35 protein-coding genes and 1 pseudogene are annotated in these 21,268 nt (G+C 62.1%); all 36 read left to right on the plus strand.

Annotated elements, in window-relative coordinates:
- Positions 1-102, plus strand: a 102-nt coding sequence (locus NKJ91_RS30935) for an EF-Tu C-terminal domain-related protein (RefSeq protein ID WP_152536282.1), incomplete at its 5' end; no start/stop codon positions are given.
- 63 nt (positions 103-165) lie between these two features.
- Positions 166-474, plus strand: coding sequence for a 30S ribosomal protein S10 (rpsJ, locus tag NKJ91_RS30940; protein ID WP_006205468.1), 309 nt, complete (start codon positions 166-168; stop codon positions 472-474).
- Between the two features lie 96 nt (positions 475-570).
- Positions 571-1,299, plus strand: coding sequence for a 50S ribosomal protein L3 (gene rplC, locus NKJ91_RS30945; RefSeq protein WP_023675141.1), 729 nt, complete (start codon positions 571-573; stop codon positions 1,297-1,299).
- Positions 1,299-1,919 (plus strand): 50S ribosomal protein L4, encoded by a 621-nt coding sequence (gene rplD, locus NKJ91_RS30950; protein WP_023675140.1) that lies wholly within the window; start codon positions 1,299-1,301, stop codon positions 1,917-1,919. Before rplC ends, rplD begins: the two co-directional genes overlap by 1 nt.
- Complete coding sequence (locus tag NKJ91_RS30955; protein WP_023675139.1) at positions 1,916-2,209, plus strand: 50S ribosomal protein L23; 294 nt, start codon at positions 1,916-1,918, stop codon at positions 2,207-2,209. The genes rplD and NKJ91_RS30955 overlap by 4 nt, the downstream gene beginning before the upstream one ends.
- Before the next feature lie 22 nt (positions 2,210-2,231).
- Positions 2,232-3,065, plus strand: coding sequence for a 50S ribosomal protein L2 (gene rplB / locus NKJ91_RS30960; RefSeq protein WP_023675138.1), 834 nt, complete (start codon positions 2,232-2,234; stop codon positions 3,063-3,065).
- Between the two features lie 16 nt (positions 3,066-3,081).
- Positions 3,082-3,360: a 30S ribosomal protein S19 gene (gene rpsS, locus NKJ91_RS30965; protein ID WP_006205463.1), complete on the plus strand. Its 279-nt coding sequence runs from the start codon at positions 3,082-3,084 to the stop codon at positions 3,358-3,360.
- Between the two features lie 2 nt (positions 3,361-3,362).
- Positions 3,363-3,752 (plus strand): 50S ribosomal protein L22, encoded by a 390-nt coding sequence (gene rplV, locus NKJ91_RS30970; protein WP_006205462.1) that lies wholly within the window; start codon positions 3,363-3,365, stop codon positions 3,750-3,752.
- Positions 3,752-4,477 (plus strand): 30S ribosomal protein S3, encoded by a 726-nt coding sequence (gene rpsC / locus NKJ91_RS30975; protein ID WP_023675137.1) that lies wholly within the window; start codon positions 3,752-3,754, stop codon positions 4,475-4,477. The genes rplV and rpsC overlap by 1 nt, the downstream gene beginning before the upstream one ends.
- A gap of 27 nt (positions 4,478-4,504) precedes the next feature.
- A complete protein-coding gene (gene rplP, locus NKJ91_RS30980) occupies positions 4,505-4,918 on the plus strand; it encodes a 50S ribosomal protein L16 (protein WP_006205460.1) in 414 nt (137 codons plus the stop codon).
- Positions 4,919-4,931: 13 nt separating this feature from the next.
- Positions 4,932-5,132: a 50S ribosomal protein L29 gene (gene rpmC, locus NKJ91_RS30985; RefSeq protein WP_006205459.1), complete on the plus strand. Its 201-nt coding sequence runs from the start codon at positions 4,932-4,934 to the stop codon at positions 5,130-5,132.
- Between the two features lie 11 nt (positions 5,133-5,143).
- A complete protein-coding gene (rpsQ, locus tag NKJ91_RS30990) occupies positions 5,144-5,383 on the plus strand; it encodes a 30S ribosomal protein S17 (protein ID WP_023675136.1) in 240 nt (79 codons plus the stop codon).
- Between the two features lie 82 nt (positions 5,384-5,465).
- Complete coding sequence (gene rplN / locus NKJ91_RS30995) at positions 5,466-5,834, plus strand: 50S ribosomal protein L14 (RefSeq protein ID WP_006205457.1); 369 nt, start codon at positions 5,466-5,468, stop codon at positions 5,832-5,834.
- A gap of 12 nt (positions 5,835-5,846) precedes the next feature.
- Positions 5,847-6,161 (plus strand): 50S ribosomal protein L24, encoded by a 315-nt coding sequence (gene rplX, locus NKJ91_RS31000; RefSeq protein WP_254817150.1) that lies wholly within the window; start codon positions 5,847-5,849, stop codon positions 6,159-6,161.
- Positions 6,154-6,732, plus strand: coding sequence for a 50S ribosomal protein L5 (gene rplE / locus NKJ91_RS31005; protein ID WP_008875670.1), 579 nt, complete (start codon positions 6,154-6,156; stop codon positions 6,730-6,732). The genes rplX and rplE overlap by 8 nt, the downstream gene beginning before the upstream one ends.
- A 26-nt stretch (positions 6,733-6,758) precedes the next feature.
- Positions 6,759-7,064 (plus strand): 30S ribosomal protein S14, encoded by a 306-nt coding sequence (gene rpsN, locus NKJ91_RS31010; RefSeq protein ID WP_023675134.1) that lies wholly within the window; start codon positions 6,759-6,761, stop codon positions 7,062-7,064.
- 12 nt (positions 7,065-7,076) lie between these two features.
- Positions 7,077-7,475, plus strand: coding sequence for a 30S ribosomal protein S8 (rpsH, locus tag NKJ91_RS31015; RefSeq protein WP_006205453.1), 399 nt, complete (start codon positions 7,077-7,079; stop codon positions 7,473-7,475).
- Positions 7,476-7,564: 89 nt separating this feature from the next.
- The gene (rplF, locus tag NKJ91_RS31020; protein ID WP_023675133.1) at positions 7,565-8,098 is read left to right on the plus strand and encodes a 50S ribosomal protein L6; all 534 of its coding nucleotides are present in this window, start codon (positions 7,565-7,567) and stop codon (positions 8,096-8,098) included.
- A gap of 85 nt (positions 8,099-8,183) precedes the next feature.
- Positions 8,184-8,543 carry a 50S ribosomal protein L18 gene (gene rplR, locus NKJ91_RS31025; RefSeq protein ID WP_023675132.1) on the plus strand — a complete coding sequence of 120 codons (360 nt, stop codon included), beginning with the start codon at positions 8,184-8,186 and terminating at the stop codon, positions 8,541-8,543.
- 135 nt (positions 8,544-8,678) lie between these two features.
- Positions 8,679-9,242 carry a 30S ribosomal protein S5 gene (rpsE, locus tag NKJ91_RS31030; RefSeq protein WP_006333394.1) on the plus strand — a complete coding sequence of 188 codons (564 nt, stop codon included), beginning with the start codon at positions 8,679-8,681 and terminating at the stop codon, positions 9,240-9,242.
- A gap of 24 nt (positions 9,243-9,266) precedes the next feature.
- The gene (gene rpmD / locus NKJ91_RS31035) at positions 9,267-9,464 is read left to right on the plus strand and encodes a 50S ribosomal protein L30 (RefSeq protein ID WP_006205449.1); all 198 of its coding nucleotides are present in this window, start codon (positions 9,267-9,269) and stop codon (positions 9,462-9,464) included.
- Positions 9,465-9,486: 22 nt separating this feature from the next.
- Positions 9,487-9,960: a 50S ribosomal protein L15 gene (rplO, locus tag NKJ91_RS31040; RefSeq protein ID WP_292660428.1), complete on the plus strand. Its 474-nt coding sequence runs from the start codon at positions 9,487-9,489 to the stop codon at positions 9,958-9,960.
- A 191-nt stretch (positions 9,961-10,151) separates the two neighbouring features.
- Positions 10,152-11,492 carry a preprotein translocase subunit SecY gene (gene secY, locus NKJ91_RS31045; RefSeq protein ID WP_023675130.1) on the plus strand — a complete coding sequence of 447 codons (1,341 nt, stop codon included), beginning with the start codon at positions 10,152-10,154 and terminating at the stop codon, positions 11,490-11,492.
- Positions 11,489-12,100 (plus strand): adenylate kinase, encoded by a 612-nt coding sequence (locus NKJ91_RS31050; protein ID WP_352458551.1) that lies wholly within the window; start codon positions 11,489-11,491, stop codon positions 12,098-12,100. Before secY ends, NKJ91_RS31050 begins: the two co-directional genes overlap by 4 nt.
- A 198-nt stretch (positions 12,101-12,298) precedes the next feature.
- A complete protein-coding gene (gene rpsM, locus NKJ91_RS31055; protein ID WP_006205445.1) occupies positions 12,299-12,667 on the plus strand; it encodes a 30S ribosomal protein S13 in 369 nt (122 codons plus the stop codon).
- A gap of 139 nt (positions 12,668-12,806) precedes the next feature.
- Positions 12,807-13,196: a 30S ribosomal protein S11 gene (rpsK, locus tag NKJ91_RS31060; protein ID WP_006205444.1), complete on the plus strand. Its 390-nt coding sequence runs from the start codon at positions 12,807-12,809 to the stop codon at positions 13,194-13,196.
- Positions 13,197-13,300: 104 nt separating this feature from the next.
- Positions 13,301-14,311, plus strand: coding sequence for a DNA-directed RNA polymerase subunit alpha (locus NKJ91_RS31065; protein WP_023675128.1), 1,011 nt, complete (start codon positions 13,301-13,303; stop codon positions 14,309-14,311).
- Positions 14,312-14,427: 116 nt separating this feature from the next.
- Complete coding sequence (rplQ, locus tag NKJ91_RS31070; protein WP_023675127.1) at positions 14,428-14,859, plus strand: 50S ribosomal protein L17; 432 nt, start codon at positions 14,428-14,430, stop codon at positions 14,857-14,859.
- Between the two features lie 192 nt (positions 14,860-15,051).
- Complete coding sequence (locus NKJ91_RS31075) at positions 15,052-16,539, plus strand: DegQ family serine endoprotease (protein ID WP_352458552.1); 1,488 nt, start codon at positions 15,052-15,054, stop codon at positions 16,537-16,539.
- Positions 16,540-16,582: 43 nt separating this feature from the next.
- On the plus strand, positions 16,583-17,890 hold the full coding sequence (locus NKJ91_RS31080; RefSeq protein WP_352458553.1) for a replication-associated recombination protein A: 1,308 nt from the start codon (positions 16,583-16,585) through the stop codon (positions 17,888-17,890).
- A gap of 136 nt (positions 17,891-18,026) precedes the next feature.
- Entirely contained in the window at positions 18,027-18,857 is an 831-nt protein-coding gene (locus NKJ91_RS31085) for an aspartyl/asparaginyl beta-hydroxylase domain-containing protein (protein ID WP_352458554.1), read from the plus strand.
- Positions 18,858-18,888: 31 nt separating this feature from the next.
- The gene (gene crcB, locus NKJ91_RS31090; protein WP_352458555.1) at positions 18,889-19,275 is read left to right on the plus strand and encodes a fluoride efflux transporter CrcB; all 387 of its coding nucleotides are present in this window, start codon (positions 18,889-18,891) and stop codon (positions 19,273-19,275) included.
- Positions 19,276-19,400: 125 nt separating this feature from the next.
- Positions 19,401-19,772, plus strand: a complete 372-nt coding sequence (locus NKJ91_RS31095; protein ID WP_352458556.1) for a CrcB family protein — start codon at positions 19,401-19,403, stop codon at positions 19,770-19,772.
- Positions 19,769-20,107 (plus strand): DUF190 domain-containing protein, encoded by a 339-nt coding sequence (locus NKJ91_RS31100; RefSeq protein ID WP_352458557.1) that lies wholly within the window; start codon positions 19,769-19,771, stop codon positions 20,105-20,107. The genes NKJ91_RS31095 and NKJ91_RS31100 overlap by 4 nt, the downstream gene beginning before the upstream one ends.
- A 62-nt stretch (positions 20,108-20,169) precedes the next feature.
- The gene (locus NKJ91_RS31105) at positions 20,170-21,150 is read left to right on the plus strand and encodes an RluA family pseudouridine synthase (protein ID WP_352458558.1); all 981 of its coding nucleotides are present in this window, start codon (positions 20,170-20,172) and stop codon (positions 21,148-21,150) included.
- 5 nt (positions 21,151-21,155) lie between these two features.
- Positions 21,156-21,268, plus strand: a pseudogene (locus NKJ91_RS31110) (EamA/RhaT family transporter); the annotation flags it as partial.

Consider the following 21,268-nt stretch of genomic DNA (forward strand, 5'->3'; position numbering starts at 1 on the left):
GAGCTGATCGTGCCGATCGCCATGGAAGAGAAGCTGCGCTTCGCCATCCGTGAAGGCGGCCGCACCGTCGGTGCCGGCATCGTCGTCACCATCAAAGAGTAATTTGGACTTAAACCGATCTGTCGCGGGCGCTGCCCGCGCCGCGCCAGAACAAGGAAGTGACGCATGAACGGACAGAATATCCGCATCCGCCTGAAGGCGTTTGATCACCGGGTGCTCGACGCCTCGACACGGGAAATCGTGTCGACCGCCAAGCGCACCGGCGCCAACGTCCGCGGCCCCATTCCGCTGCCGACGCGGATCGAAAAGTTCACGGTCAACCGGTCGCCTCACGTCGACAAGAAGAGCCGCGAGCAGTTCGAGATGCGCACGCACAAGCGTCTGCTCGACATCGTCGACCCGACCCCGCAGACGGTCGATGCTTTGATGAAGCTCGACCTGGCCGCCGGTGTCGACGTCGAGATCAAGCTCTAAGGAACCAGAGGTCAGCGGGGCGACCCGGAACTCTGAAGGAACAAGAGGCGTGGAGGGGCGACAGCCCCGACAGGGAACTCTAAAGGAATTGAACCGATGCGTTCAGGTGTGATTGCAAAGAAGGTGGGAATGACCCGCATCTACAACGATGCCGGGGAACATGTTCCCGTCACTGTTCTCCAGATGGAGAACTGCCAGGTCGTGGCGCAGCGCACGCAGGAGAAGAACGGCTATACCGCCGTCCAGCTCGGCGTTGGCCTTGCCAAGGTGAAGAACACGTCGAAGGCGATGCGCGGCCATTTCGCGACCGCTTCCGTCGAGCCCAAGGCCAAGGTTGCCGAGTTCCGCGTCTCCGCCGACAACATGATCGATGTTGGCGCCGAGATCACCGTCGAGCACTTCGTCGTCGGCCAGAAGGTCGATGTGACGGGAACCACGATCGGCAAGGGTTTCCAGGGCGTCATCAAGCGGCACCACATGGGTGGCGGCCGCGCGACGCACGGCAACTCGGTGTCGCACCGTACACACGGCTCGACCGGCCAGCGCCAGGATCCGGGCAAGGTGTTCAAGGGCAAGCATATGGCCGGCCACATGGGCGACACCCGCGTCACCACGCAGAATGTCGAGGTCGTCTCGACCGACGCCGATCGCGGCCTGATCCTGATCCGCGGTGCGGTCCCGGGTTCGAAGGGTGCATGGATCCTGGTCCGCGACGCGGCCAAGGTGGCGCTTCCGGCCAATGCGCCGAAGCCCGCCGCGATCCGCGCCGTTGCGACTGACGGTGCCGCCACGAACGAGGCGCCGGCCACAGAGGGAGCGGAATAATGGACCTCAAGATTACAACGCTTGGCGGCAAGGACGCCGGCAAGCTGAAGCTCTCCGAAGAGATTTTTGGCCTCGATCCGCGCGAGGACATCTTGCAGCGCGTCGTGCGCTGGCAGCTTGCCAAGAAGCAGCAGGGCACCCACAAGGCCAAGGGTCGCGCGGAAATCGCCCGCACCGGCGCCAAGATGTACAAGCAGAAGGGTACCGGCCGCGCCCGTCACCATTCGGCTCGCGCTCCGCAGTTCCGCGGCGGCGGCAAGGCCCATGGCCCGGTCGTTCGCAGCCACGAGCACGATCTGCCGAAGAAGGTGCGTGCACTCGGCCTCAAGCATGCGCTTTCGGCCAAGGCCAAGAGCGCGTCGATCATCATCATCGACGAGCTGAAGCTGACCGAGGCCAAGACCAAGGCGCTGATCGCGAATTTCGCGACGCTGGGCCTGAGCAACGCCCTGGTGATCGGCGGCGCCGAGCTTGACAAGAATTTCAAGCTGGCGGCGACCAACATCCCGAACATCGACGTGCTGCCCATCCAGGGCATCAACGTCTACGACATTCTGCGCCGCGGCACGCTGGTCCTTTCCAAGGCCGCCGTCGAGGCTCTCGAGGAGCGCTTCAAATGACCGACCTTCGTCATTACGACGTGATCGTCTCGCCGGCGATCACCGAAAAGTCGACCATGGCTTCCGAGCAGAACCAGGTCGTCTTCAATGTCGCCAAGAAGGCGTCGAAGCCGGAAATCAAGGCCGCCGTCGAAGCGCTGTTCGGCGTCAAGGTGATGGCCGTGAACACGCTTGTCCGCAAGGGCAAGATCAAGCGCTTCCGCGGCACGATCGGCCGCCAGAGCGACGTCAAGAAGGCGGTTGTGACGCTGGCCGAAGGCCAGTCGATCGACGTCGCGACGGGTCTCTGAGCAAGGTCGCGAGGACAGAACAATGGCACTGAAAAAATTCAACCCGGTAACGCCGAGCACCCGTCAGCTGGTCATCGTCGACCGCTCGGGCCTCTACAAGGGCAAGCCCGTCAAGGGCCTGACCGAAGGCCTGACCAAGTCGGGCGGCCGCAACAATTACGGCCGCATCACGGCCCGCTTCATCGGCGGCGGTCACAAGCGCACCTACCGTATCATCGACTTCAAGCGCCGCAAGTTCGACGTCGTCGGCACGGTCGAGCGTATCGAGTACGATCCGAACCGCACCGCCTTCATCGCGCTGATCAAGTATGACGATGGCGAGCTGTCCTACATCATCGCCCCGCAGCGTCTGGCTCCCGGCGACAAGATCGTGGCCGGTGAATCGGTCGACGTGAAGCCGGGCAACGCGATGCCGCTGGCTTCGATGCCGGTCGGCACGATCGTCCACAATATCGAGCTGAAGCCCGGCAAGGGCGCTCAGGTCGCCCGTTCGGCCGGCGGTTATGGCCAGCTCGTCGGCCGCGACCAGGGCATGGCGATCCTGCGCCTCAATTCGGGCGAGCAGCGTGTCGTCCACGGCTCCTGCATGGCCACTGTCGGCGCCGTGTCTAACCCGGACCACGGCAACATCAATGACGGCAAGGCAGGCCGCACCGTGTGGCGCGGCAAACGTCCGCACAATCGCGGCGTGACCATGAACCCGGTCGACCATCCACATGGCGGCGGCGAAGGCCGCACCTCGGGTGGCCGCCATCCGGTTTCGCCCTGGGGCAAGCCGACCAAGGGCAAGAAGACGCGGTCCAACAAGGCGACCGACAAGTTCATCCTGCGCTCGCGCCATCAGCGCAAGAGCTAAGAAGAGGTAACGCCAAGTGACTCGTTCGATTTGGAAAGGCCCCTTCATCGACGGCTACCTTCTGAAGAAGGTGGACAAGGTTCGTGAAGGTGGTCGCAATGAGGTGATCAAGATGTGGAGCCGTCGCTCCACCATCCTGCCGCAGTTCGTCGGCTTCACCTTCGGTGTCTACAACGGCCAGAAGCACGTTCCCGTCTCGGTGAACGAGGACATGGTCGGTCACAAGTTCGGTGAATTCGCTCCGACCCGGACCTATTACGGTCACGGCGCGGATAAGAAGGCGAAGAGGAAATAATCATGGGCAAGGCCAAAGCTCCGCGCAGGCTTGCTGACAACGAAGCGCGCGCCGTGTTGCGCACGATCCGTATCAGCCCGCAGAAGCTGAACCTGGTTGCCGCGTTGATCCGCGGCAAGAAGGTCGCGACAGCGCTTTCCGACCTCGAATTCTCGGCCAAGCGGATTTCCGGCACGGTCAAGAAGACGCTGGAATCGGCGATCGCCAACGCGGAAAACAACCACGACCTCGACGTCGATGCGCTGATCGTGGCGGAAGCCTATGTCGGCAAGTCGATCGTCATGAAGCGGTTCCATGCCCGTGGCCGTGGTCGCGCCAGCCGTATCGAGAAGCCGTTCTCGCACCTCACGATCGTCGTTCGTGAAGTCGAAGAAAAAGGGGAGGCCGCATAATGGGCCAGAAAGTCAATCCGATCGGTCTGCGTCTCGGCATCAACCGCACCTGGGATTCGCGCTGGTTCGCGAACACCGGCGAGTACGGCAAGCTGCTGCACGAGGACATCAAGATCCGCAAATATCTCGAGAAGGAACTCAAGCAGGCTGCGATCTCGAAGGTCGTGATCGAGCGTCCGCACAAGAAGTGCCGCGTCACCATCCATGCGGCGCGTCCGGGCCTGATCATCGGCAAGAAGGGCGCCGACATCGAGAAGCTTCGCAAGAAGCTGATGGAGATGACCAAGTCCGAGACGCATCTGAACATCGTCGAAGTGCGCAAGCCGGAGATCGACGCGACCTTGGTCGCCCAGTCGATCGCCCAGCAGCTCGAGCGCCGCATCGCGTTCCGCCGCGCCATGAAGCGTGCCGTGCAGTCGGCGATGCGCCTCGGTGCCGAAGGCATCCGCATCAACTGCGCCGGCCGTCTCGGCGGCGCCGAGATCGCGCGCATGGAATGGTATCGTGAAGGCCGCGTGCCGCTGCATACGCTGCGTGCCGACGTCGACTACGGCACGGCCGAGGCGAATACGGCCTACGGCATCTGCGGCGTCAAGGTCTGGGTGTTCAAGGGCGAAATCCTCGAGCACGACCCGATGGCTTCGGAGCGCCGCGCCACCGAGGGCGATCATGCGCATGGCGGTGGTGGTGAGCGCGAACGCGGTCGCCGTCGCGAAAACGCGTAAGACATTTAGGAATTTGGAGTTAGAACGATGCTGCAGCCAAAGCGCACAAAGTTCCGCAAGCAGTTCAAGGGCCGCATCCACGGTACCGCCAAGGGCGGCACCAACCTGGATTTCGGTGGTTTCGGGCTGAAGGCGCTTGAGCCGAACCGCGTCACCGCGCGTGAGATCGAGGCGGCTCGCCGCGCGATCACCCGCGAGATGAAGCGTGCCGGCCGCGTGTGGATCCGTATCTTCCCGGACGTGCCGGTGACGTCGAAGCCGACCGAAGTCCGTATGGGTAAGGGCAAGGGCGCGGTCGACTACTGGGCGGCACGCGTCAAGCCGGGCCGCATCATGTTCGAGATCGACGGCGTCAACGAGGAAACCGCCCGTGAGGCGCTGCGTCTCGGCGCGGCCAAGCTCTCGGTCAGGACGCGCTTCGTACAGCGCATCGCAGAATAAGGACGGGCTGATCATGAAAGCCGAAGACATCCGGACCAAGACCCAGGACCAGCTGACCGACGACCTGGCCAGCCTGAAGAAGGAGCAGTTCAACCTGCGCTTCCAGAAGGCCACCGGCCAGCTTGAGAAGACCGCGCGCGTGAGGCAGGTCCGCAAGGACATTGCGCGTATCAAGACCATCGCTGCGGAAAAGTCCGCGGCCAAGAAGGCTTAAGGACGAAAACCATGCCAAAGCGCATTCTGCAGGGCACCGTCGTCAGCGACAAGAACGAGAAGACGGTTGTCGTCAAGGTCGAACGGCGCTTCACGCATCCCGTGATGAAGAAGACCGTGCGCATGACCAAGAAGTACAAGGCGCACGACGAGAACAACGCCCACAAGGTCGGCGATCAGGTGTTCATCCAGGAATCGAAGCCGATTTCCAAGGACAAGCGCTGGGTCGTGGTGTCTTCGGACCAGGCCTGATCTGGGCCAACGAAACGAATTTTGGACAGACCGGGGAGGGGTGAGAGACCCGTCCCGTTAGAAAAGAAGAAGGCGGCCAGTCATGATTCAGATGCAAACAAACCTCGACGTCGCGGATAATTCCGGCGCCCGTCGTGTCATGTGCATCAAGGTGCTGGGCGGCTCGAAGCGGAAATACGCTTCCGTGGGCGACATCATCGTGGTGTCGATCAAGGAAGCCATCCCGCGCGGCCGCGTCAAGAAGGGCGATGTGATGAAGGCGGTCGTGGTTCGCACGGCCAAGGACATCCGCCGCCCGGACGGCAGCGTGATCCGTTTCGACAAGAACGCAGCCGTTCTCGTCGACAACAAGAAAGAGCCGATCGGCACGCGTATCTTCGGACCGGTTCCGCGCGAACTCCGCGCCAAGAACCACATGAAGATCATCTCGCTCGCGCCTGAAGTGCTGTAAGGAGCCGGACCAATGCAGAAGATTAGAAAAGGCGACAAGGTCGTCGTGCTGGCCGGCAAGGACAAGGGCCGTTCGGGCGAAGTCCTCTCGGTACAGCCGAAGGACGACACCGCGCTGGTGCGCGGCGTCAACCTGATCCGTCGTCACCAGAAGCAGTCCCAGTCCCAAGAGGGCGGGATCATCACCAAGGAAGCGCCGATCCAGCTGTCGAACATCGCGCTGGCCGACCCCAAGGATGGCAAGCCGACCCGCGTCGGCTTCATCTTCCAGAAGGACGGCAAGAAGGTGCGCGTCGCCAAGCGCTCGGGAGAAGTCATCAATGGCTAAGGCTCAAACCAAGCAGGCAACTGCCCAGAACACGCCGCGCCTCAAGCAGGTCTACAACGAGACCATCCGCAAGGCGCTGCAGGAGCAGTTCGGCTACGAGAACGAGATGCAGGTTCCGCGCATCGACAAGATCGTGCTGAACATGGGCGTCGGCGAGGCGACCGGCGATTCGAAGAAGCCTTCGATCGCGGCGGAAGACCTTGCGATGATCGCCGGCCAGAAGGCCGTTGTCACCCGCGCCCGCAACTCGATCGCCGGGTTCAAGGTCCGCGAGAAGATGCCGATCGGCGCCAAGGTCACGCTACGCAAGGAACGCATGTACGAGTTCCTCGACCGCCTCGTGAACATCGCACTGCCGCGCGTCCGCGACTTTCGCGGACTTAATCCGAAGAGCTTCGATGGCCGTGGCAACTATGCCATGGGCATCAAGGAACACATCGTGTTTCCGGAGATCAACTACGACAAGGTTGATCAGATCTGGGGCATGGACGTCATCGTTTGTACGACTGCGAAGACGGACGACGAAGCCAGGGCATTGCTCAAGGCCTTCAACTTCCCCTTCCGCCAGTAACGGCAGCGAGAAAAGGAAAATCTGACATGGCAAAGACCAGCTCAGTCGAGAAGAACAACAGGCGCCGCAAGCTTGCGGACCAGTTCGCTGCCAAGCGCAAGGTGCTCAAGGCGATCATCATGGATCAGTCCAAGCCGATGGAAGAGCGCTTCCGCGCCCAGCTGAAGCTTTCGGCGCTGCCGCGCAACTCGGCCAAGACCCGCATCCGCAACCGCTGCGAAGTCACCGGACGTCCGCGTGCCTATTATCGCAAGCTCAAAGTATCGCGTATCGCGCTTCGTGATCTCGGCAATAACGGCCAGATCCCGGGCCTGGTCAAGTCGAGCTGGTAAGGAGGACATAACATGTCATTGAGCGATCCTCTCGGCGATATGCTGACCCGCATCCGCAACGCGTATGGCCGCAAGAAGTCGAGCGTTTCGACGCCGGCCTCGCGCCTGCGTACCCGCGTCCTCGACGTGCTGAAGGCGGAAGGCTATATCCGCGACTACAGCCAGACCGACTTCGACAACGGCAAGTCCGAAATCGAGATCGAGCTGAAGTATTTCGATGGTGCGCCGGTGGTGCGCGAAATCGCTCGGGTCTCGAAGCCCGGCCGCCGCGTCTACGTTTCGGCCAAGTCGATACCGCACGTCGCCAACGGCCTCGGCATCGCCATCCTTTCGACGCCGAAGGGCGTGATGGCCGACCACGAAGCGCGTGAACAGAATGTCGGCGGGGAAATCCTCTGCCAGATCTTCTGATCTGGTATGTGACCCGGTTGGAAACAGGTTTTCGGGATCTAGTCCCGAAAGCCGAGACCTGAAACAAGAGAAGTGACGAGGACAACAAAATGTCTCGTATTGGAAAGAAACCCGTTTCGCTGCCGCAGGGCGTGACCGCGACCGTCAACGGCCAGACCGTGACGGCGAAGGGTCCGAAGGGCGAGCTGAAGTTCGTGGTGAACGACGAAGTGCTGGTCAAGATGGAAGGCAGCGAGATCGCTGTCCAGCCGCGCGACCAGACCAAGACTGCCCGTTCCAAGTGGGGCATGTCACGCACGCAGATCGTCAACATCCTGCAGGGCGTCAAGGACGGCTTCGAAAAGAAGCTCGAGATCACCGGCGTCGGCTATCGTGCCGCCATGCAAGGCAAGAACCTGCAGCTGGCGCTCGGCTTCAGCCATGACGTCGTCTACGAGACGCCGCAGGGCGTGACGATTTCGGTGCCGAAGCCGACGGAAATCACGGTGACCGGCATCGACAAGCAGCAGGTCGGCCAGGTTGCCGCCGAGATCCGCGAGTATCGTAGCCCCGAGCCCTACAAGGGCAAGGGCGTTCGCTATGCTGGCGAGAAGATCGTCCGCAAGGAAGGCAAGAAGAAGTAATTTTAACGCCGCGGGGAGCGGTCGCGGGAGGCTCGTCCTACCGCATATGGTTGCCCCCGTTTTTTGAAGGCAAGGAACTGATATCATGGGCTCGAAAGAATCCACCCAACGCCGCGCCCAGCGCGTCCGCCGCCAGATCAAGAAGGTTGCCGGCGATCGTCCGCGCTTGTCGGTCCATCGCACGTCGAAGAACATCTATGTCCAGGTGATCGACGACGCCAAGGGCCACACCATCGCGGCTGCTTCGACGCTCGAGAAGGAGCTCAAGGGCTCGCTCAAGACCGGCGCCGACACCGCGGCTGCAGCTGCCATCGGAAAGCTGATCGCCGAACGCGCCTCGAAAGCCGGCGTCAAGGAAGTCGTCTTCGACCGCGGCGCCTATATCTACCACGGCCGCGTCAAGGCCCTGGCCGAGGCTGCCCGTGAAGGTGGTCTGAGCTTCTAGAGCATGATCCCGAAAAGTTGCAGACTTTTCGGATAAGATCATGCGAAGGAAAAAAGAGTTTTCGCCCCCGGCGACCCGCAGAGGTGCCGGATATCATCATCAACCGTGCTTCCGGAAAAAAACAAGGAACAGGATATGGCACAGGAACGTAGGGATGGCGGCCGCGGCCGTGATCGCGAAGAGCGCGACGACGGCATGGTCGACAAGCTCGTCCACATCAACCGTGTCGCCAAAGTCGTCAAGGGCGGCCGGCGCTTCGGCTTTGCGGCACTTGTCGTCGTCGGCGACCAGAAGGGCCGCGTCGGCTTCGGCCACGGCAAGGCGCGCGAAGTGCCGGAGGCGATCCGCAAGGCGACCGAATCGGCCAAGCGCGACATGATCTTCGTGCCGCTGCGCTCAGGCCGCACGCTGCACCACGACGTCGAGGGACGCTGGGGCGCGGGACGCGTTCTGCTGCGCGCCGCCAAGCAAGGTACCGGCATCATCGCCGGCGGCCCGATGCGCGCCGTTTTCGAGACGCTCGGCATGCATGACGTGGTCGCCAAGTCGATGGGTTCTTCGAACCCCTACAACATGGTTCGCGCCACTTTCGACGCGCTGAAGAGCCAGATGCATCCGAAGGATGTGGCTGCCGCGCGCGGCATCAAGTATTCGACCCTTCAGGCCCGCCGCGGCACCGCCGTTGCGGCTGAAGAATAGTCGACGCTGACCAGGGATCTGACCATGGCCAAGAAAGCAACCAAGACCATCACCGTCGAGCAGATCGGTTCGCCGATCCGCCGGCCGAAGGAGCAGCGCGCAACGCTGGTCGGCCTCGGCCTCAACAAGATGCACAAGCAGCGCACGCTGGAGGATACGCCCTCGGTGCGCGGCATGATCGCTGCCGTCCAGCATCTCGTCCGCGTCGTGGACGAGGGCTGAGCCAGAGCGCAGGAGAACTCAGATGAAACTCAATGATCTGCGTGACAAGGACGGCGCGACGCACTCCAAGAAGCGTCTCGGCCGTGGCATCGGTTCCGGTTCGGGCAAGACCGCCGGTCGCGGCGTCAAGGGCCAGAAGGCGCGCTCCGGCGTCGCCGTCAACGGCTTCGAGGGTGGCCAGATGCCGCTCTACCGCCGCCTGCCGAAGCGCGGCTTCAACAATATCTTCGCCAAGAGCTTCACCGTCGTGTCGCTGGCCCGCATCCAGGCGGCGCTCGATGCCAAGAAGCTCGACGCTAAGACAGTTGTAACGGCCGAGGCGCTGGTTGCGGCAGGTGTCATCCGTCGCGTCAAGGACGGCGTGCGCATCCTTTCGGACGGCGACATCAAGGCCAAGCTTGCCTTCGACGTGGCCGGAGCCTCCAAGGCCGCGATCGAGAAGATCGAAAAGGCCGGCGGCTCGGTGAAGCTGCCTGAGAAGGCAGCCGCCGAGTAACGGCAATTTGAAGCACGGCCGGCAAAGGTGGAATTCGGTTTTGCCTTCGGTCGTGCTTTGATCCGACAGATGTGGCGGCCGCATCAACGCGGCCGCTTGCATGTTTGCAGTCCGGAGCTTATCTCGTGAGCTTCGGTGACACGCGCCGCCTGAGCTGCGGGCATCGAGCGTGACCAAGCGGAGAATCAGGCATGGCTTCGGCTGCTGAACAACTAGCCTCGAATCTGAATTTTTCGGCCTTCGCCAAAGCCGAGGATCTGAAGAAGCGCATCTGGTTCACCATCGGCGCGCTGCTCGTCTACCGTCTTGGCACCTATATTCCGCTGCCCGGCATCAATCCCGACGCTTTCGCCCAGGCCTTCTCGTCGCAGAGCAAGGGCGTGCTCGGCATGTTCAACATGTTCGCCGGCGGCGCCGTGCAGCGCATGGCAATCTTTGCCCTCGGCATCATGCCCTATATCTCGGCCTCCATCATCATGCAGCTGATGACCTCGGTCATTCCGTCGCTGGAAGCGCTGAAGAAGGAAGGCGAGCAGGGCCGCAAGATCATCAACCAGTACACACGCTACGGCACCGTGCTTCTGGCGCTGGTTCAGGCGTACGGCATTTCGGTCGGGCTTGAGGGCGGCAACGGCATCGTCAACGATCCCGGCATGTTCTTCCGCATCTCTACCGTCGTCACGCTGGTCGGCGGCACCATGTTCCTGATGTGGCTTGGCGAGCAGATCACTGCTCGCGGCATCGGCAACGGCATTTCGCTGATCATCTTCTCCGGCATCGTCGCCGGTCTGCCGCGCGCCATCTCCGGCACGCTGGAGCTTGGCCGCACCGGCGCCTTGTCGACCGGCCTGATCCTGGCGATCATCGTGCTGGCCATCATCGTCATCGCGCTGATCGTCTTCTTCGAGCGCGCCCAGCGCCGCCTGCTGATCCAGTATCCCAAGCGTCAGGTCGGCAATCGCATGTTCCAGGGCGATACCTCGCATCTGCCGCTGAAGCTTAACACCTCCGGCGTCATTCCGCCGATCTTCGCCTCGTCGCTGCTGCTGCTTCCGGCAACGGTTGCCGGCTTCTCGCAGACCACCAATATGCCTGCATGGGCCAGCACCATCCTGGCGGCGCTCGGCCACGGCCAGCCGCTCTATATGGCCTTCTACGCGGCGATGATCGTGTTCTTCGCCTTCTTCTATACGGCGATCGTCTTCAATCCGAAGGACACCGCCGACCAGCTCAAGAAGCATTCGGGCTTCATCCCGGGCTATCGTCCGGGCGAGCGCACTGCGGACTATATTGACTATGTGCTCACCCGCATCACCGTCGTCGGCGCCATTTATCTGGTGCTGGTGTGTCTGCTACCCGAGTTCCTGATTTCAGCGACTGGCGTACCGTTCTACCTTGGTGGCACTTCGCTCCTGATCGTGGTCAGTGTAACGCTCGATACGGTGGCGCAGATTCAGGGTCACCTGATCGCGCACCAGTATGAGGGCCTGATCAAGAAGTCGAAGCTGCGCGGGGGGAAAAAGGCCAGATGAGGTTGATATTGCTTGGACCGCCGGGGGCGGGCAAGGGGACACAAGCACTAAGACTGGTAGAACGACACGGCATCCCACAGCTTTCCACGGGGGACATGCTGCGTGCTGCTGTCCAGGCTGGCACCGAAGTCGGCAAGCGCGCCAAGGCGGTGATGGACGCTGGCGAACTGGTGTCCGACGCAATCGTCAACGCCATCGTGGCCGAGCGCATCGATCAAGCTGATTGCGCAAACGGCTTCATCCTTGACGGGTATCCCCGGACTCTGGTGCAAGCGGACGCCGTTGAGGAAATGCTGTCGGATCGCGGACTGGAGCTCGATGCGGTCATCGAATTTGTCGTCGATGACAAGGCGCTGGTTGGCCGAATCGTCAAGCGCGCCGAAGACGCCAAGGCCGCAGGCCTGCCGGTGCGCAAGGACGACAGTCCAGCGGTGTTCGAAGAACGCTTGAGGGAATATTACAAGAAAACCTCGCCGCTGATCGGCTACTACTACGCCAAGGGCAAGCTCAGGGGCGTCGATGGCATGGCCGACATCGATGCGGTGACGCAGCAGATCGAGGCGGTGCTCAGGGCGACGACCCGGAAAGTTGGCCAGGCGGCCGGCTAGAGAATCGAACGATTGCGCTTGACTGGAGCGGTCCGCTGGGGTATGGCGGCCCGTCTTCCTATCAGGCATGAGGCTTGCTTGTCCGCAAGGGCAAGGCAGGCCGCTTTGAACTGGAAACTCCCGCAAGGGCCGGCCTCCACCGGACGCGGGGCAACTTGAAGCGCCGGCTCGTCCGGCCTATATGGAGAAGAGAAGAACATGGCTCGTATAGCCGGCGTCAATATTCCGACTAACAAGCGCGTCGTCATCGCGCTTCAATACATTCACGGCATTGGCAAGAAGTTCGCCCAGGAGATCGTCGACAAGGTCGGCATCCCGGCCGAGCGTCGCGTCAACCAGCTGACCGACGCGGAAGTGCTGCAGATCCGCGAGACCATCGACCGCGATTACCAGGTCGAGGGCGATCTGCGCCGCGAAGTGTCGATGAACATCAAGCGACTCATGGACCTCGGCTGCTATCGCGGCCTGCGTCACCGCCGCTCGCTGCCGGTTCGTGGTCAGCGCACGCATACCAATGCGCGCACCCGCAAGGGCCCGGCTAAGTCGATTGCCGGAAAGAAGAAGTAATTTAGGGCAGTAAGGGAGTAGGGCAGTAAGGCAATAGGAACGGCAGACATACTGCCCTACTGCCATATTCCCCTACTGCCTTCTCCCTGGTGGAGCCGCTGGCATTACGGCGGTGTAGAGATCAACTGAAAGGACCATCATGGCCAAGGAAGCCGCTCGTGTTCGCCGTCGCGAACGCAAGAACATCTCGTCGGGCGTTGCCCACGTCAATTCGACCTTCAACAACACGATGATCACCATCACCGACGCGCAGGGTAACTCGATTGCCTGGTCGTCGGCCGGAGCCCAGGGCTTCAAGGGATCGCGCAAATCGACCCCGTTCGCTGCCCAGATGGCCGCAGAAGATGTTGCCAAGAAGGCCCAGGAACACGGCATGCGCATGCTCGAGGTCGAGGTCTGTGGACCCGGCTCCGGTCGTGAATCGGCGCTGCGCGCGCTGCAGGCTGCCGGCTTCACCATCACCTCGATCCGTGATGTGACGCCGATCCCGCACAATGGCTGCCGCCCGCGCAAGAAGCGCCGCGTCTAAAGAATTTACCGAACGCCGCGCGAGCGCCTCAAGGGCGCTCCTCCACGGCATTCCAGGTCGCCCGCCACGATTGGATGGTGGCGGGACAACGGAAGGAAAGCACTATGATCCAGAAAAATTGGCAAGAACTGATCAAGCCGAACAAGATCGAGTTCTCGTCGAAGAAGAAGACGCTGACCACGCTGGTCGCCGAGCCGCTCGAGCGCGGCTTCGGCCTCACCCTCGGCAACGCGCTGCGCCGCGTGCTTCTGTCTTCGCTGCGTGGCGCGGCTGTAACCGCCGTGCAGATCGACGGCGTTCTGCATGAATTCTCGTCCATCGCCGGCGTCCGCGAGGACGTGACCGACATCGTTTTGAACATCAAGGAAATCGCCATCCGCATGGAAGGCGACGGCCCCAAGCGCATGGTCGTGCGCAAGCAGGGACCGGGCGCGGTTCTCGCCGGCGACATCCAGACGGTCGGCGACGTCGAGATCCTCAATCCCGACCACGTCATCTGCACGCTGGACGAAGGCGCTGAAATCCGCATGGAATTCACCGTCGATACCGGCAAGGGCTATGTGCCGGCCGACCGTAACCGCGCCGAGGACGCGCCGATCGGGCTGATCCCCGTCGACAGCCTGTATTCGCCGGTCAAGAAGGTCTCCTACAAGGTCGAGAACACCCGCGAGGGCCAGGTTCTCGACTATGACAAGCTGACCATGACCATCGAGACCGACGGTTCGATTTCGGGCGAGGACGCGGTGGCCTTCGCCGCTCGCATCCTGCAGGACCAACTCGGCCTGTTCGTCAATTTCGACGAGCCGCAGAAGGAAGTCGCTGCCGAACAGGTTACCGAGCTTGCCTTCAACCCGGCGCTGCTCAAGAAGGTCGACGAACTCGAGCTTTCGGTGCGTTCGGCCAACTGCCTGAAGAACGACAACATCGTCTATATCGGCGACCTGATCCAGAAGACCGAAGCCGAGATGCTGCGCACCCCGAACTTCGGCCGCAAGTCGCTGAACGAGATCAAGGAAGTCCTGGCGGCGATGGGCCTGCATCTCGGCATGGAAGTGCCGGACTGGCCGCCGGAAAACATCGAAGACCTCGCCAAGCGTTACGAAGACCAATATTGAGCATGATCCCGAACCGAAGGTCAGCGCAGCAAAAAGTTGCAGACTTTTCGGACAAGATCATGCGGCTAACCAACTGGGGCTCAGGCCTCTTGAAACCGCAATGAAGGAGAAGAGCCATGCGCCACGGATTTAAAGGCCGCCGGTTCGCCCGCAGCATAAGCCATCGCAAGTCGATGTTTGCCAACCTTGCCGTGTCGCTTATCGAGCACGAGCAGATCCTCACCACGCTGCCGAAGGCGAAGGATTTGCGTCCGATCGTCGAGAAGCTGGTGACGCTCGGCAAGCGCGGCGACCTACACGCTCGCCGCCAGGTGATTGCCCAGATCGGCAATGAAGGCGTCGTCAAGCGCCTGTTCGATACCATCGCGCCCCGCTACGCCACCCGCAACGGCGGCTATCTGCGCATCATGAAGGCGGGCTTCCGCCACGGTGACAACGCCGCAATGGCCGTCATCGAATTCGTCGACCGCGACACCTCGGCCAAGGGCGCCGGCGACCGTGCCCGCATCGAGGCCGAAGGCACCGAAGAGGAAGCCGCAGCCGCATAAGGCTCGGTTTTCCTGAGAAGTTCAAAAGGGGCCTCCGGGCCCCTTTTTCTGTTTCCGAAGGTACCGGGCGGGCTGGTAGAGGTTTTGTCACCGGTTTTTGCGGCGACTACCCAAAATAATCGGATTTCAGCGGCTTAGCCTTTCATTTTGCACAATCGTCAGGACAATGGCGCCCGACTTGGAGGATTCGGAATGCGCGTTAAACGGCTGTCCATTGTTCTGATCTGCGCCTTGATGGCGTTGGCCGTCGTGCCGGCGGCCAGGCACGCGCTGGCGGAGGAGGCCAAGCCAGATCCCGGTCTGTCCGACGTGCTGACCGATCTGCTGCATGGCGTCGAAGGCGAAAACGCCACTTCAGGCCCCGACAAGCGCGTGCCGTTCGGCCGCGAGGAGGTGCAGCTGTCCTTCGCGCCGCTGGTCAAGCAGACGGCGCCGGCCGTGGTCAATGTCTACGCCTCGCAGACCGCCAAGGTGACGTCGCCCTTCGACGGCGATCCGTTCTTCGAGGAGTTCTTCGGCCGCTCGCAGCCGCGCGCGCAGTCCTCGCTCGGTTCGGGGGTGCTGGTCGATCCCACCGGTGTCGTGGTCACCAATTTCCACGTCGTCAAGGACGCTCACCAGGTCAAGGTCGCGACCGCCGACGGGCGCGAATTCGACAGCAAGGTGCTGCTCAAGGATGAGACGCTCGACCTCGCCGTGCTCAAGATTTCTTCTGACAAGCCGTTCCCGGTGATCGCTATCGGCGATTCCGACGCGCTCGAGGTCGGCGATCTGGTGCTGGCGATCGGCAATCCGTTCGGTGTCGGCCAGACCACCACCAGCGGCATCATTTCGGCGGTGGCGCGCAGCCATATCGGCGTCTCCGATTCCAGCTTCTTCATCCAGACCGACGCCGCCATCAATCCCGGCAATTCCGGTGGCGCGCTGGTCAACATGGGAGGGCAGCTGATCGGCATCGACACGGCGATCTATAGCCGTAGCGGCGGCTCGATCGGCATCGGCTTTGCCATCCCTTCGAACATGGTTCGCGCCTTCGCCGACGCGGCTAAGGCCGGGCTCGACTTCTTCGAGCGGCCGTATGCCGGTGCCGAGTTCGAGGCGGTGACGCCGCAGATTGCCGAATCGCTTGGCATCGACAAACCGACCGGTGCGCTGGTTTCTTCGGTCGAAGAGGCGGGACCCGCCGCCAAGGCAGGGCTCAAGCCGGGCGACGTAGTGCTGTCGCTCAACGGCAAGCCGGTCGAGAGCGTCGGGGCGCTGGACTACCGGATGGCGACGCTGTCGATTGGTACGAATGCCAGCTTCGGCGTTCTGAGCAAGGGTCAGCAGGCGACGATGGACATCGCGCTGGAACGGCCGCCTGAGGGCGCCAAAGCTGCGGAACTCACATTGCGCGGCCGCAGCCCGTTTTCCGGTGCCAAGGTTGCTGAACTGTCGCCACGGCTTGCCCAACGGCTCGGTCTGCGCACCGATGTCAAAGGCGTCACCGTGGTCGACATCAACCGCGATTCGCCTGCTGCCGATTTTGGCTTCCAGCCAGGCGACATCGTGCGTGAGGTCAATGGCCTGACGATCGACAAGGCGGCGACCTTGGAACAGGTAGCCCAGCAGGATACGCGCTGGTGGCGCTTTACCGTCGAGCGCGGCGGGCAGATACTGCGCCAGGTGTTGCGTTACTGAGCCCGAACGTCAGCATGATGGGGCTCCAGGCAGAAGAAGTTGCATGGCCGATCTGTTCAGTGTCGATGAACCGAAGACGCCGCCCGGCAGGCCGCTGGCGGACCGTCTGCGCCCGAAGAACCTCGGCGAGGTCGTCGGCCAGGAGCATCTGACCGGACCCGACGGCGCGCTGACGCGGCTGATCGGCTCCGGCTCGCTCGGCTCGATGATCTTCTGGGGCCCGCCCGGCACCGGCAAGACCACGGTCGCACGGCTGCTTGCCGGCGAGACAAGCCTCGCCTTCGAACAGATCTCGGCGGTGTTTTCCGGCGTTGCCGACCTGAAGAAAGTGTTCGAGGCAGCGAAGCTGCGCCGCTCCAACGGCCGCCAGACACTGCTGTTCGTCGACGAGATCCATCGCTTCAACCGCGCCCAGCAGGACAGTTTTCTGCCCGTGATGGAAGACGGCACCGTCGTGCTGGTCGGCGCCACCACCGAGAACCCGTCCTTCGAGCTTAACGCCGCGCTGTTGTCGCGCGCGCGTGTGCTGGTCTTCCACTCGCTCGGCGAGGACAGTATCGCCAAGCTGCTGGCGCGAGCCGAGGAGGCAGAGGGCAGGGCGCTGCCGCTCGATGAAGACGCGCGGGCGATGCTCATCCGCATGAGCGATGGCGACGGCCGCGCGGCATTGACGCTCGCCGAAGAGGTCTGGCGCGCAGCGAAATCAAAGGAGGTGTTCGGCGCCGAAGCTCTGCAGCGCATCGTCCAGCGCCGCGCGCCGATCTACGACAAGGGACAGGACGGCCACTACAATTTGATCTCCGCCTTGCACAAATCGGTGCGCGGCTCCGACCCCGATGCGGCACTCTACTATCTCGCCCGCATGTTCGACGCCGGCGAAGATCCGCTTTATCTCGGGCGCCGGTTGGTGCGCATGGCGATGGAGGATATCGGGCTGGCCGACCCGCAGGCGCTCATCGTCGCTAACGCCGCCAAGGACGCCTATGACTATCTGGGCTCGCCCGAGGGCGAACTGGCCTTCGCCGAGGCGACCGTCTATCTCGCCACCGCGCCGAAATCCAATGCAGTTTATACCGCGTTCAAGGCCGCCACACAGGCGGCGAAGGAATTCGGTTCGCTGCTGCCGCCCAAGCACATTCTCAATGCGCCGACCAAGCTGATGAAACAGGAAGATTACGGCGCCGGCTATCGCTACGACCACGACGAGCCCGACGCTTTTTCCGGCCAGGACTATTTTCCGGAGAAGATGGGAAGGCAGACATTCTACGACCCGCCAGAGCGCGGCTTCGAGCGCGATATCAGGAAGCGGCTGGATTATTGGGCGAAGCTGCGCAGCGAGCGGGAAAAGTAGCTGCCAGTCGCACACTGGTGTGATCGCCGTTGTCTGGCGGGATAAAAAACCCTATCAAGATGCGCCTTCGGCCGGCGGACAGGCCAGAAACGTACCGACGATATTCAGAACGGAATCGCGCCTGGCGCGTGGAAAAATGACAAAAAAAAATCGCAAGACCCTTCGGAAGTTCGCCATAGCGATCCCGCTGCTGGCGCTCGGCTTCTATTTCATTCCCATCCTGACGACAATTTTCATTGTCCTCGGCCTGATCGACGTGTTGCGCAACGACAACAAGAACTGGGCGCTGTTCAGTGGTTATTTCCTCGGCAACGGCATCTTCACCTGGCTGCTTTCGCCCTTCAATCTGCTGGTCGATCTGCTGTGCTATAGAAACCGCGGTGTCTGGAAACTGGACCAGTTTCCTCCGGACTATCAGCGTGAGGTCAACGAGGTTCTGGACGTCTTCAAAGCGCGCAAGGACGAGATCATCGCCGATATCGACGCCAATTTCGGCAGCGGCCGGCGCGGCATGTATGTCTACCAGTGGTATGGCAAGCACAAAATCGACAACGTTGCCGAATTCAACAAGGATTTCAAATACATCAAGACCATCGCCGTGTCGGTGTTCAGGGGCAAGGAATCGACCTCCTGGCATTTCGGACCGCTGCGGCTCAGCCTGCGCATTCTCTACAATCTTCTCCCGGTGAAGGCCGAGGTTTTCGTCGAGTGCAACAACGCCAGGAACTACTGGCACGACAATCCGCTCTATATTTTCGACGACACGCTGCTGCACCGCTCGGTCAACGAATATGATGGGCGCCGCTACTGCGTGTTCATGGACATCATCCGGCCATCGCCATTCCCCGGCCTGATCGCCGCTCTTCTCGCCATCGTTTCGGTCAGCGTCGAGCGCATCAACGCCATGTTCTACAAGAACTGGAAGATGATCGGCTCCAGCAAGCCGAAGAAGGCCGGAGCCGCCTGACACCGTGGTGTGACCGGCGCGAGGGAGCACGATGTATCATCTGTTGCTTGTCTGCCTTGGTGGCGCGATCGGTGCAATGGCCCGCTTCTTCCTGTCCGGCTTCGTCGCCCGCCGGGTCGGCGAGACCTTTCCCTGGGGCACTATGGCCGTCAACGTCTCGGGAGCGTTTGCAATCGGTGTCGTTGCGCATGCGGTGGCGCGCGCCGGCATGCCGGCCATCTGGGCCTTTACCGTTACCGGCGGCCTCGGCTGCTACACCACGGTTTCTTCCTTCAGCCTGCAGACGCTGGCGCTGGCGCGCGAGGGCGAATGGCGGCGCGCCGGCGGAAATGTGCTGCTTTCGGTTTTTCTGAGCCTCGGCGGCGTGACGCTGGGCTTTGCTGCGGGAAGTCTTCTGATTGGCGGCGGGGCGCCGTGAGCGGCCCGCGGAAGCTCCGCCACGACGGGACGGACACTGCCGCGGCAGGGCATGCGGCGCGCCTCATTGGCCGTCGCAGAACCAACGAAACGGTTCGGCTCTATGCGACCGTAGCCGCAGGCAGCATGATCGGCGGTGTGTTGCGGGCGCTTGCCTCATCGACGAGCACTGCCCTGTGGGGCGCTGGATTTCCCTTCGGCACGCTCCTCGTCAACATTGTTGGCTCGTTCCTCATCGGCTTCTACGCGACATTGACGGGACCGGATGGTCGCGTCTTCGCCGGTCCGCTGCAACGTCAATTCTTCATGGCCGGCTTCTGCGGCGGCCTGACGACCTTCTCCGCTTTCAGCCTTGAAACACTCACCCTCGCGCAAGGCGGGAGGCTTGTGGCGGCGGGATTCAATATCGCGATCTCCGTGGTGGCCTGGCTTGCCGCCGTCTGGCTTGGCCACATCTTTGCAGTTCGGCTCAACCGGCTGAGAGGGTCCCGGCAATGAAGATACCAACACAGGCGCAATTGCTGCGCATATTTATCGGCGAAAACGACAAGGCAGGTGGCCGTCCGCTGTATGAGGTTATCGTGCTGAGGGCCCGCGAAATGCAGATCGCCGGCGCGACCGTCCTGCGCGGCGCGATGGGGTTCGGCCATTCCAGCCGGCTTCACACCACGAAGATCCTCCGCCTATCGGAGGATCTGCCACTCGTCATCGAGATCGTCGATGACGAGGAAAAATTGGCCGCTTTCCTGCCCGTGCTTGAAACAATCATGACAAGTGGTTTGATTACGCTGGAGAAAGTTCAGGTTCTGCAATATGGAACCGACAACGAATAACCGAGTGAGATTGCGGGTGCCGGCGAATGCCGTTGCATGCCTGCAAAACGGCGATTGGAATCATGGCAGGCGTTGAACAGATCACAGTGGACGCCGGCGAGGCGGGCATGCGGCTCGACCGCTGGTTCAAGAGCCATTTCCCCGGTCTCGGTTTCGGTCATCTGCAGAAGCTGCTGCGTTCCGGCCAGATCCGCGTCGACGGCGGCAGGGTGAAGGCCGATACCCGCGTCGAAGCCGGCCAGACGGTCCGAGTGCCGCCGCTCGAAGTCGACAAGAAAGGTGAAAGCCCGCTCACCGGTCATTCGATCCGCAACCAGGGCGACGCCGACGTTTTGGCAAAGATGCTGATCCATGAGGACCCGAAGGTCTTCGTCTTCAACAAGCCGGCCGGCCTGGCGGTCCAGGGCGGCTCTGGCGTCACCCGCAATGTCGACGACATGCTGGAAGCCTGGCGCAACCAGAAGGGCGAGAAGCCGCGTCTGGTGCACCGGCTCGACCGCGACACGTCGGGTGTGCTGGTTGTCGCCCGTACAAGGCTCGCCGCCATGAAGCTCGCCGAAGCGTTCCGGGCGCGTGAGACGAAGAAAACCTACTGGGCGCTGGTCAAGGGCGTGCCGCCGAAGCGCGAGGACAAGATCTCGACCTGGCTGATCAAGGAACCGACGCCCGACGGCGATCGTGTGCGCATCGCCAAGCATGGCGAAAAGGGCGCCGATCACGCCGTGTCCTATTACCGCATCGTCGAGCAGGCGGCGCAGACCCTGTCCTGGCTGGAAATGGAACCCTATACCGGGCGCACCCACCAGCTTCGCGTCCATGCCGCCCATATCGGTTGCCCGATCATCGGCGACCCCAAATATTTCGAGGCCGACACCAATTGGGATTTTCCAGGCGGCATGCAGAACCGCCTGCATCTGCACGCGCGCCGCATTGTCATCCCTCATCCCGACAAGGGCTTTGTCGACGTCACCGCACCGATGCCGCCGCATATGCGCCAGAGCTGGAACCTGCTCGGTTTCGACGACGCGAGCGCGGAGGACTAGCGGCGGTGGGCGTCGCCACAGATACACTCGACCGTCGTGACGCGGTCGATCTGGCGGCCGCCGCCATCATGGTCGGGCTGACCTTTTCGTGGGGCCTGAACTACGTTGCCGCCAAGAT

Origin of the sequence: Mesorhizobium sp. M0040 (assembly GCF_040323505.1) — a bacterium.
GTDB lineage: Bacteria > Pseudomonadota > Alphaproteobacteria > Rhizobiales > Rhizobiaceae > Mesorhizobium.

Coding starts and splice junctions, on each gene's coding strand:
- NKJ91_RS31085 (WP_352458554.1), top strand. CDS start 18,027: ATGACAAAAAAAAATCGCAAGACCCTTCGGAAGTTCGCCATAGCGATC.
- rplP (WP_006205460.1), top strand. CDS start 4,505: ATGCTGCAGCCAAAGCGCACAAAGTTCCGCAAGCAGTTCAAGGGCCGC.
- rpmC (WP_006205459.1), top strand. CDS start 4,932: ATGAAAGCCGAAGACATCCGGACCAAGACCCAGGACCAGCTGACCGAC.
- rplV (WP_006205462.1), top strand. CDS start 3,363: ATGGGCAAGGCCAAAGCTCCGCGCAGGCTTGCTGACAACGAAGCGCGC.
- rpsM (WP_006205445.1), top strand. CDS start 12,299: ATGGCTCGTATAGCCGGCGTCAATATTCCGACTAACAAGCGCGTCGTC.
- rpsK (WP_006205444.1), top strand. CDS start 12,807: ATGGCCAAGGAAGCCGCTCGTGTTCGCCGTCGCGAACGCAAGAACATC.
- rpsE (WP_006333394.1), top strand. CDS start 8,679: ATGGCACAGGAACGTAGGGATGGCGGCCGCGGCCGTGATCGCGAAGAG.
- rplX (WP_254817150.1), top strand. CDS start 5,847: ATGCAGAAGATTAGAAAAGGCGACAAGGTCGTCGTGCTGGCCGGCAAG.
- rplB (WP_023675138.1), top strand. CDS start 2,232: ATGGCACTGAAAAAATTCAACCCGGTAACGCCGAGCACCCGTCAGCTG.
- rplD (WP_023675140.1), top strand. CDS start 1,299: ATGGACCTCAAGATTACAACGCTTGGCGGCAAGGACGCCGGCAAGCTG.
- rpsQ (WP_023675136.1), top strand. CDS start 5,144: ATGCCAAAGCGCATTCTGCAGGGCACCGTCGTCAGCGACAAGAACGAG.
- NKJ91_RS31065 (WP_023675128.1), top strand. CDS start 13,301: ATGATCCAGAAAAATTGGCAAGAACTGATCAAGCCGAACAAGATCGAG.
- rplR (WP_023675132.1), top strand. CDS start 8,184: ATGGGCTCGAAAGAATCCACCCAACGCCGCGCCCAGCGCGTCCGCCGC.
- rpsJ (WP_006205468.1), top strand. CDS start 166: ATGAACGGACAGAATATCCGCATCCGCCTGAAGGCGTTTGATCACCGG.
- rpsH (WP_006205453.1), top strand. CDS start 7,077: ATGTCATTGAGCGATCCTCTCGGCGATATGCTGACCCGCATCCGCAAC.
- NKJ91_RS31100 (WP_352458557.1), top strand. CDS start 19,769: ATGAAGATACCAACACAGGCGCAATTGCTGCGCATATTTATCGGCGAA.
- rplQ (WP_023675127.1), top strand. CDS start 14,428: ATGCGCCACGGATTTAAAGGCCGCCGGTTCGCCCGCAGCATAAGCCAT.
- NKJ91_RS31080 (WP_352458553.1), top strand. CDS start 16,583: ATGGCCGATCTGTTCAGTGTCGATGAACCGAAGACGCCGCCCGGCAGG.
- NKJ91_RS31075 (WP_352458552.1), top strand. CDS start 15,052: ATGCGCGTTAAACGGCTGTCCATTGTTCTGATCTGCGCCTTGATGGCG.
- rpsN (WP_023675134.1), top strand. CDS start 6,759: ATGGCAAAGACCAGCTCAGTCGAGAAGAACAACAGGCGCCGCAAGCTT.
- secY (WP_023675130.1), top strand. CDS start 10,152: ATGGCTTCGGCTGCTGAACAACTAGCCTCGAATCTGAATTTTTCGGCC.
- rplO (WP_292660428.1), top strand. CDS start 9,487: ATGAAACTCAATGATCTGCGTGACAAGGACGGCGCGACGCACTCCAAG.
- crcB (WP_352458555.1), top strand. CDS start 18,889: ATGTATCATCTGTTGCTTGTCTGCCTTGGTGGCGCGATCGGTGCAATG.
- rplE (WP_008875670.1), top strand. CDS start 6,154: ATGGCTAAGGCTCAAACCAAGCAGGCAACTGCCCAGAACACGCCGCGC.
- rpsC (WP_023675137.1), top strand. CDS start 3,752: ATGGGCCAGAAAGTCAATCCGATCGGTCTGCGTCTCGGCATCAACCGC.
- NKJ91_RS30955 (WP_023675139.1), top strand. CDS start 1,916: ATGACCGACCTTCGTCATTACGACGTGATCGTCTCGCCGGCGATCACC.
- rpmD (WP_006205449.1), top strand. CDS start 9,267: ATGGCCAAGAAAGCAACCAAGACCATCACCGTCGAGCAGATCGGTTCG.
- rplF (WP_023675133.1), top strand. CDS start 7,565: ATGTCTCGTATTGGAAAGAAACCCGTTTCGCTGCCGCAGGGCGTGACC.
- NKJ91_RS31050 (WP_352458551.1), top strand. CDS start 11,489: ATGAGGTTGATATTGCTTGGACCGCCGGGGGCGGGCAAGGGGACACAA.
- NKJ91_RS31105 (WP_352458558.1), top strand. CDS start 20,170: ATGGCAGGCGTTGAACAGATCACAGTGGACGCCGGCGAGGCGGGCATG.
- rplC (WP_023675141.1), top strand. CDS start 571: ATGCGTTCAGGTGTGATTGCAAAGAAGGTGGGAATGACCCGCATCTAC.
- rplN (WP_006205457.1), top strand. CDS start 5,466: ATGATTCAGATGCAAACAAACCTCGACGTCGCGGATAATTCCGGCGCC.
- NKJ91_RS31095 (WP_352458556.1), top strand. CDS start 19,401: ATGATCGGCGGTGTGTTGCGGGCGCTTGCCTCATCGACGAGCACTGCC.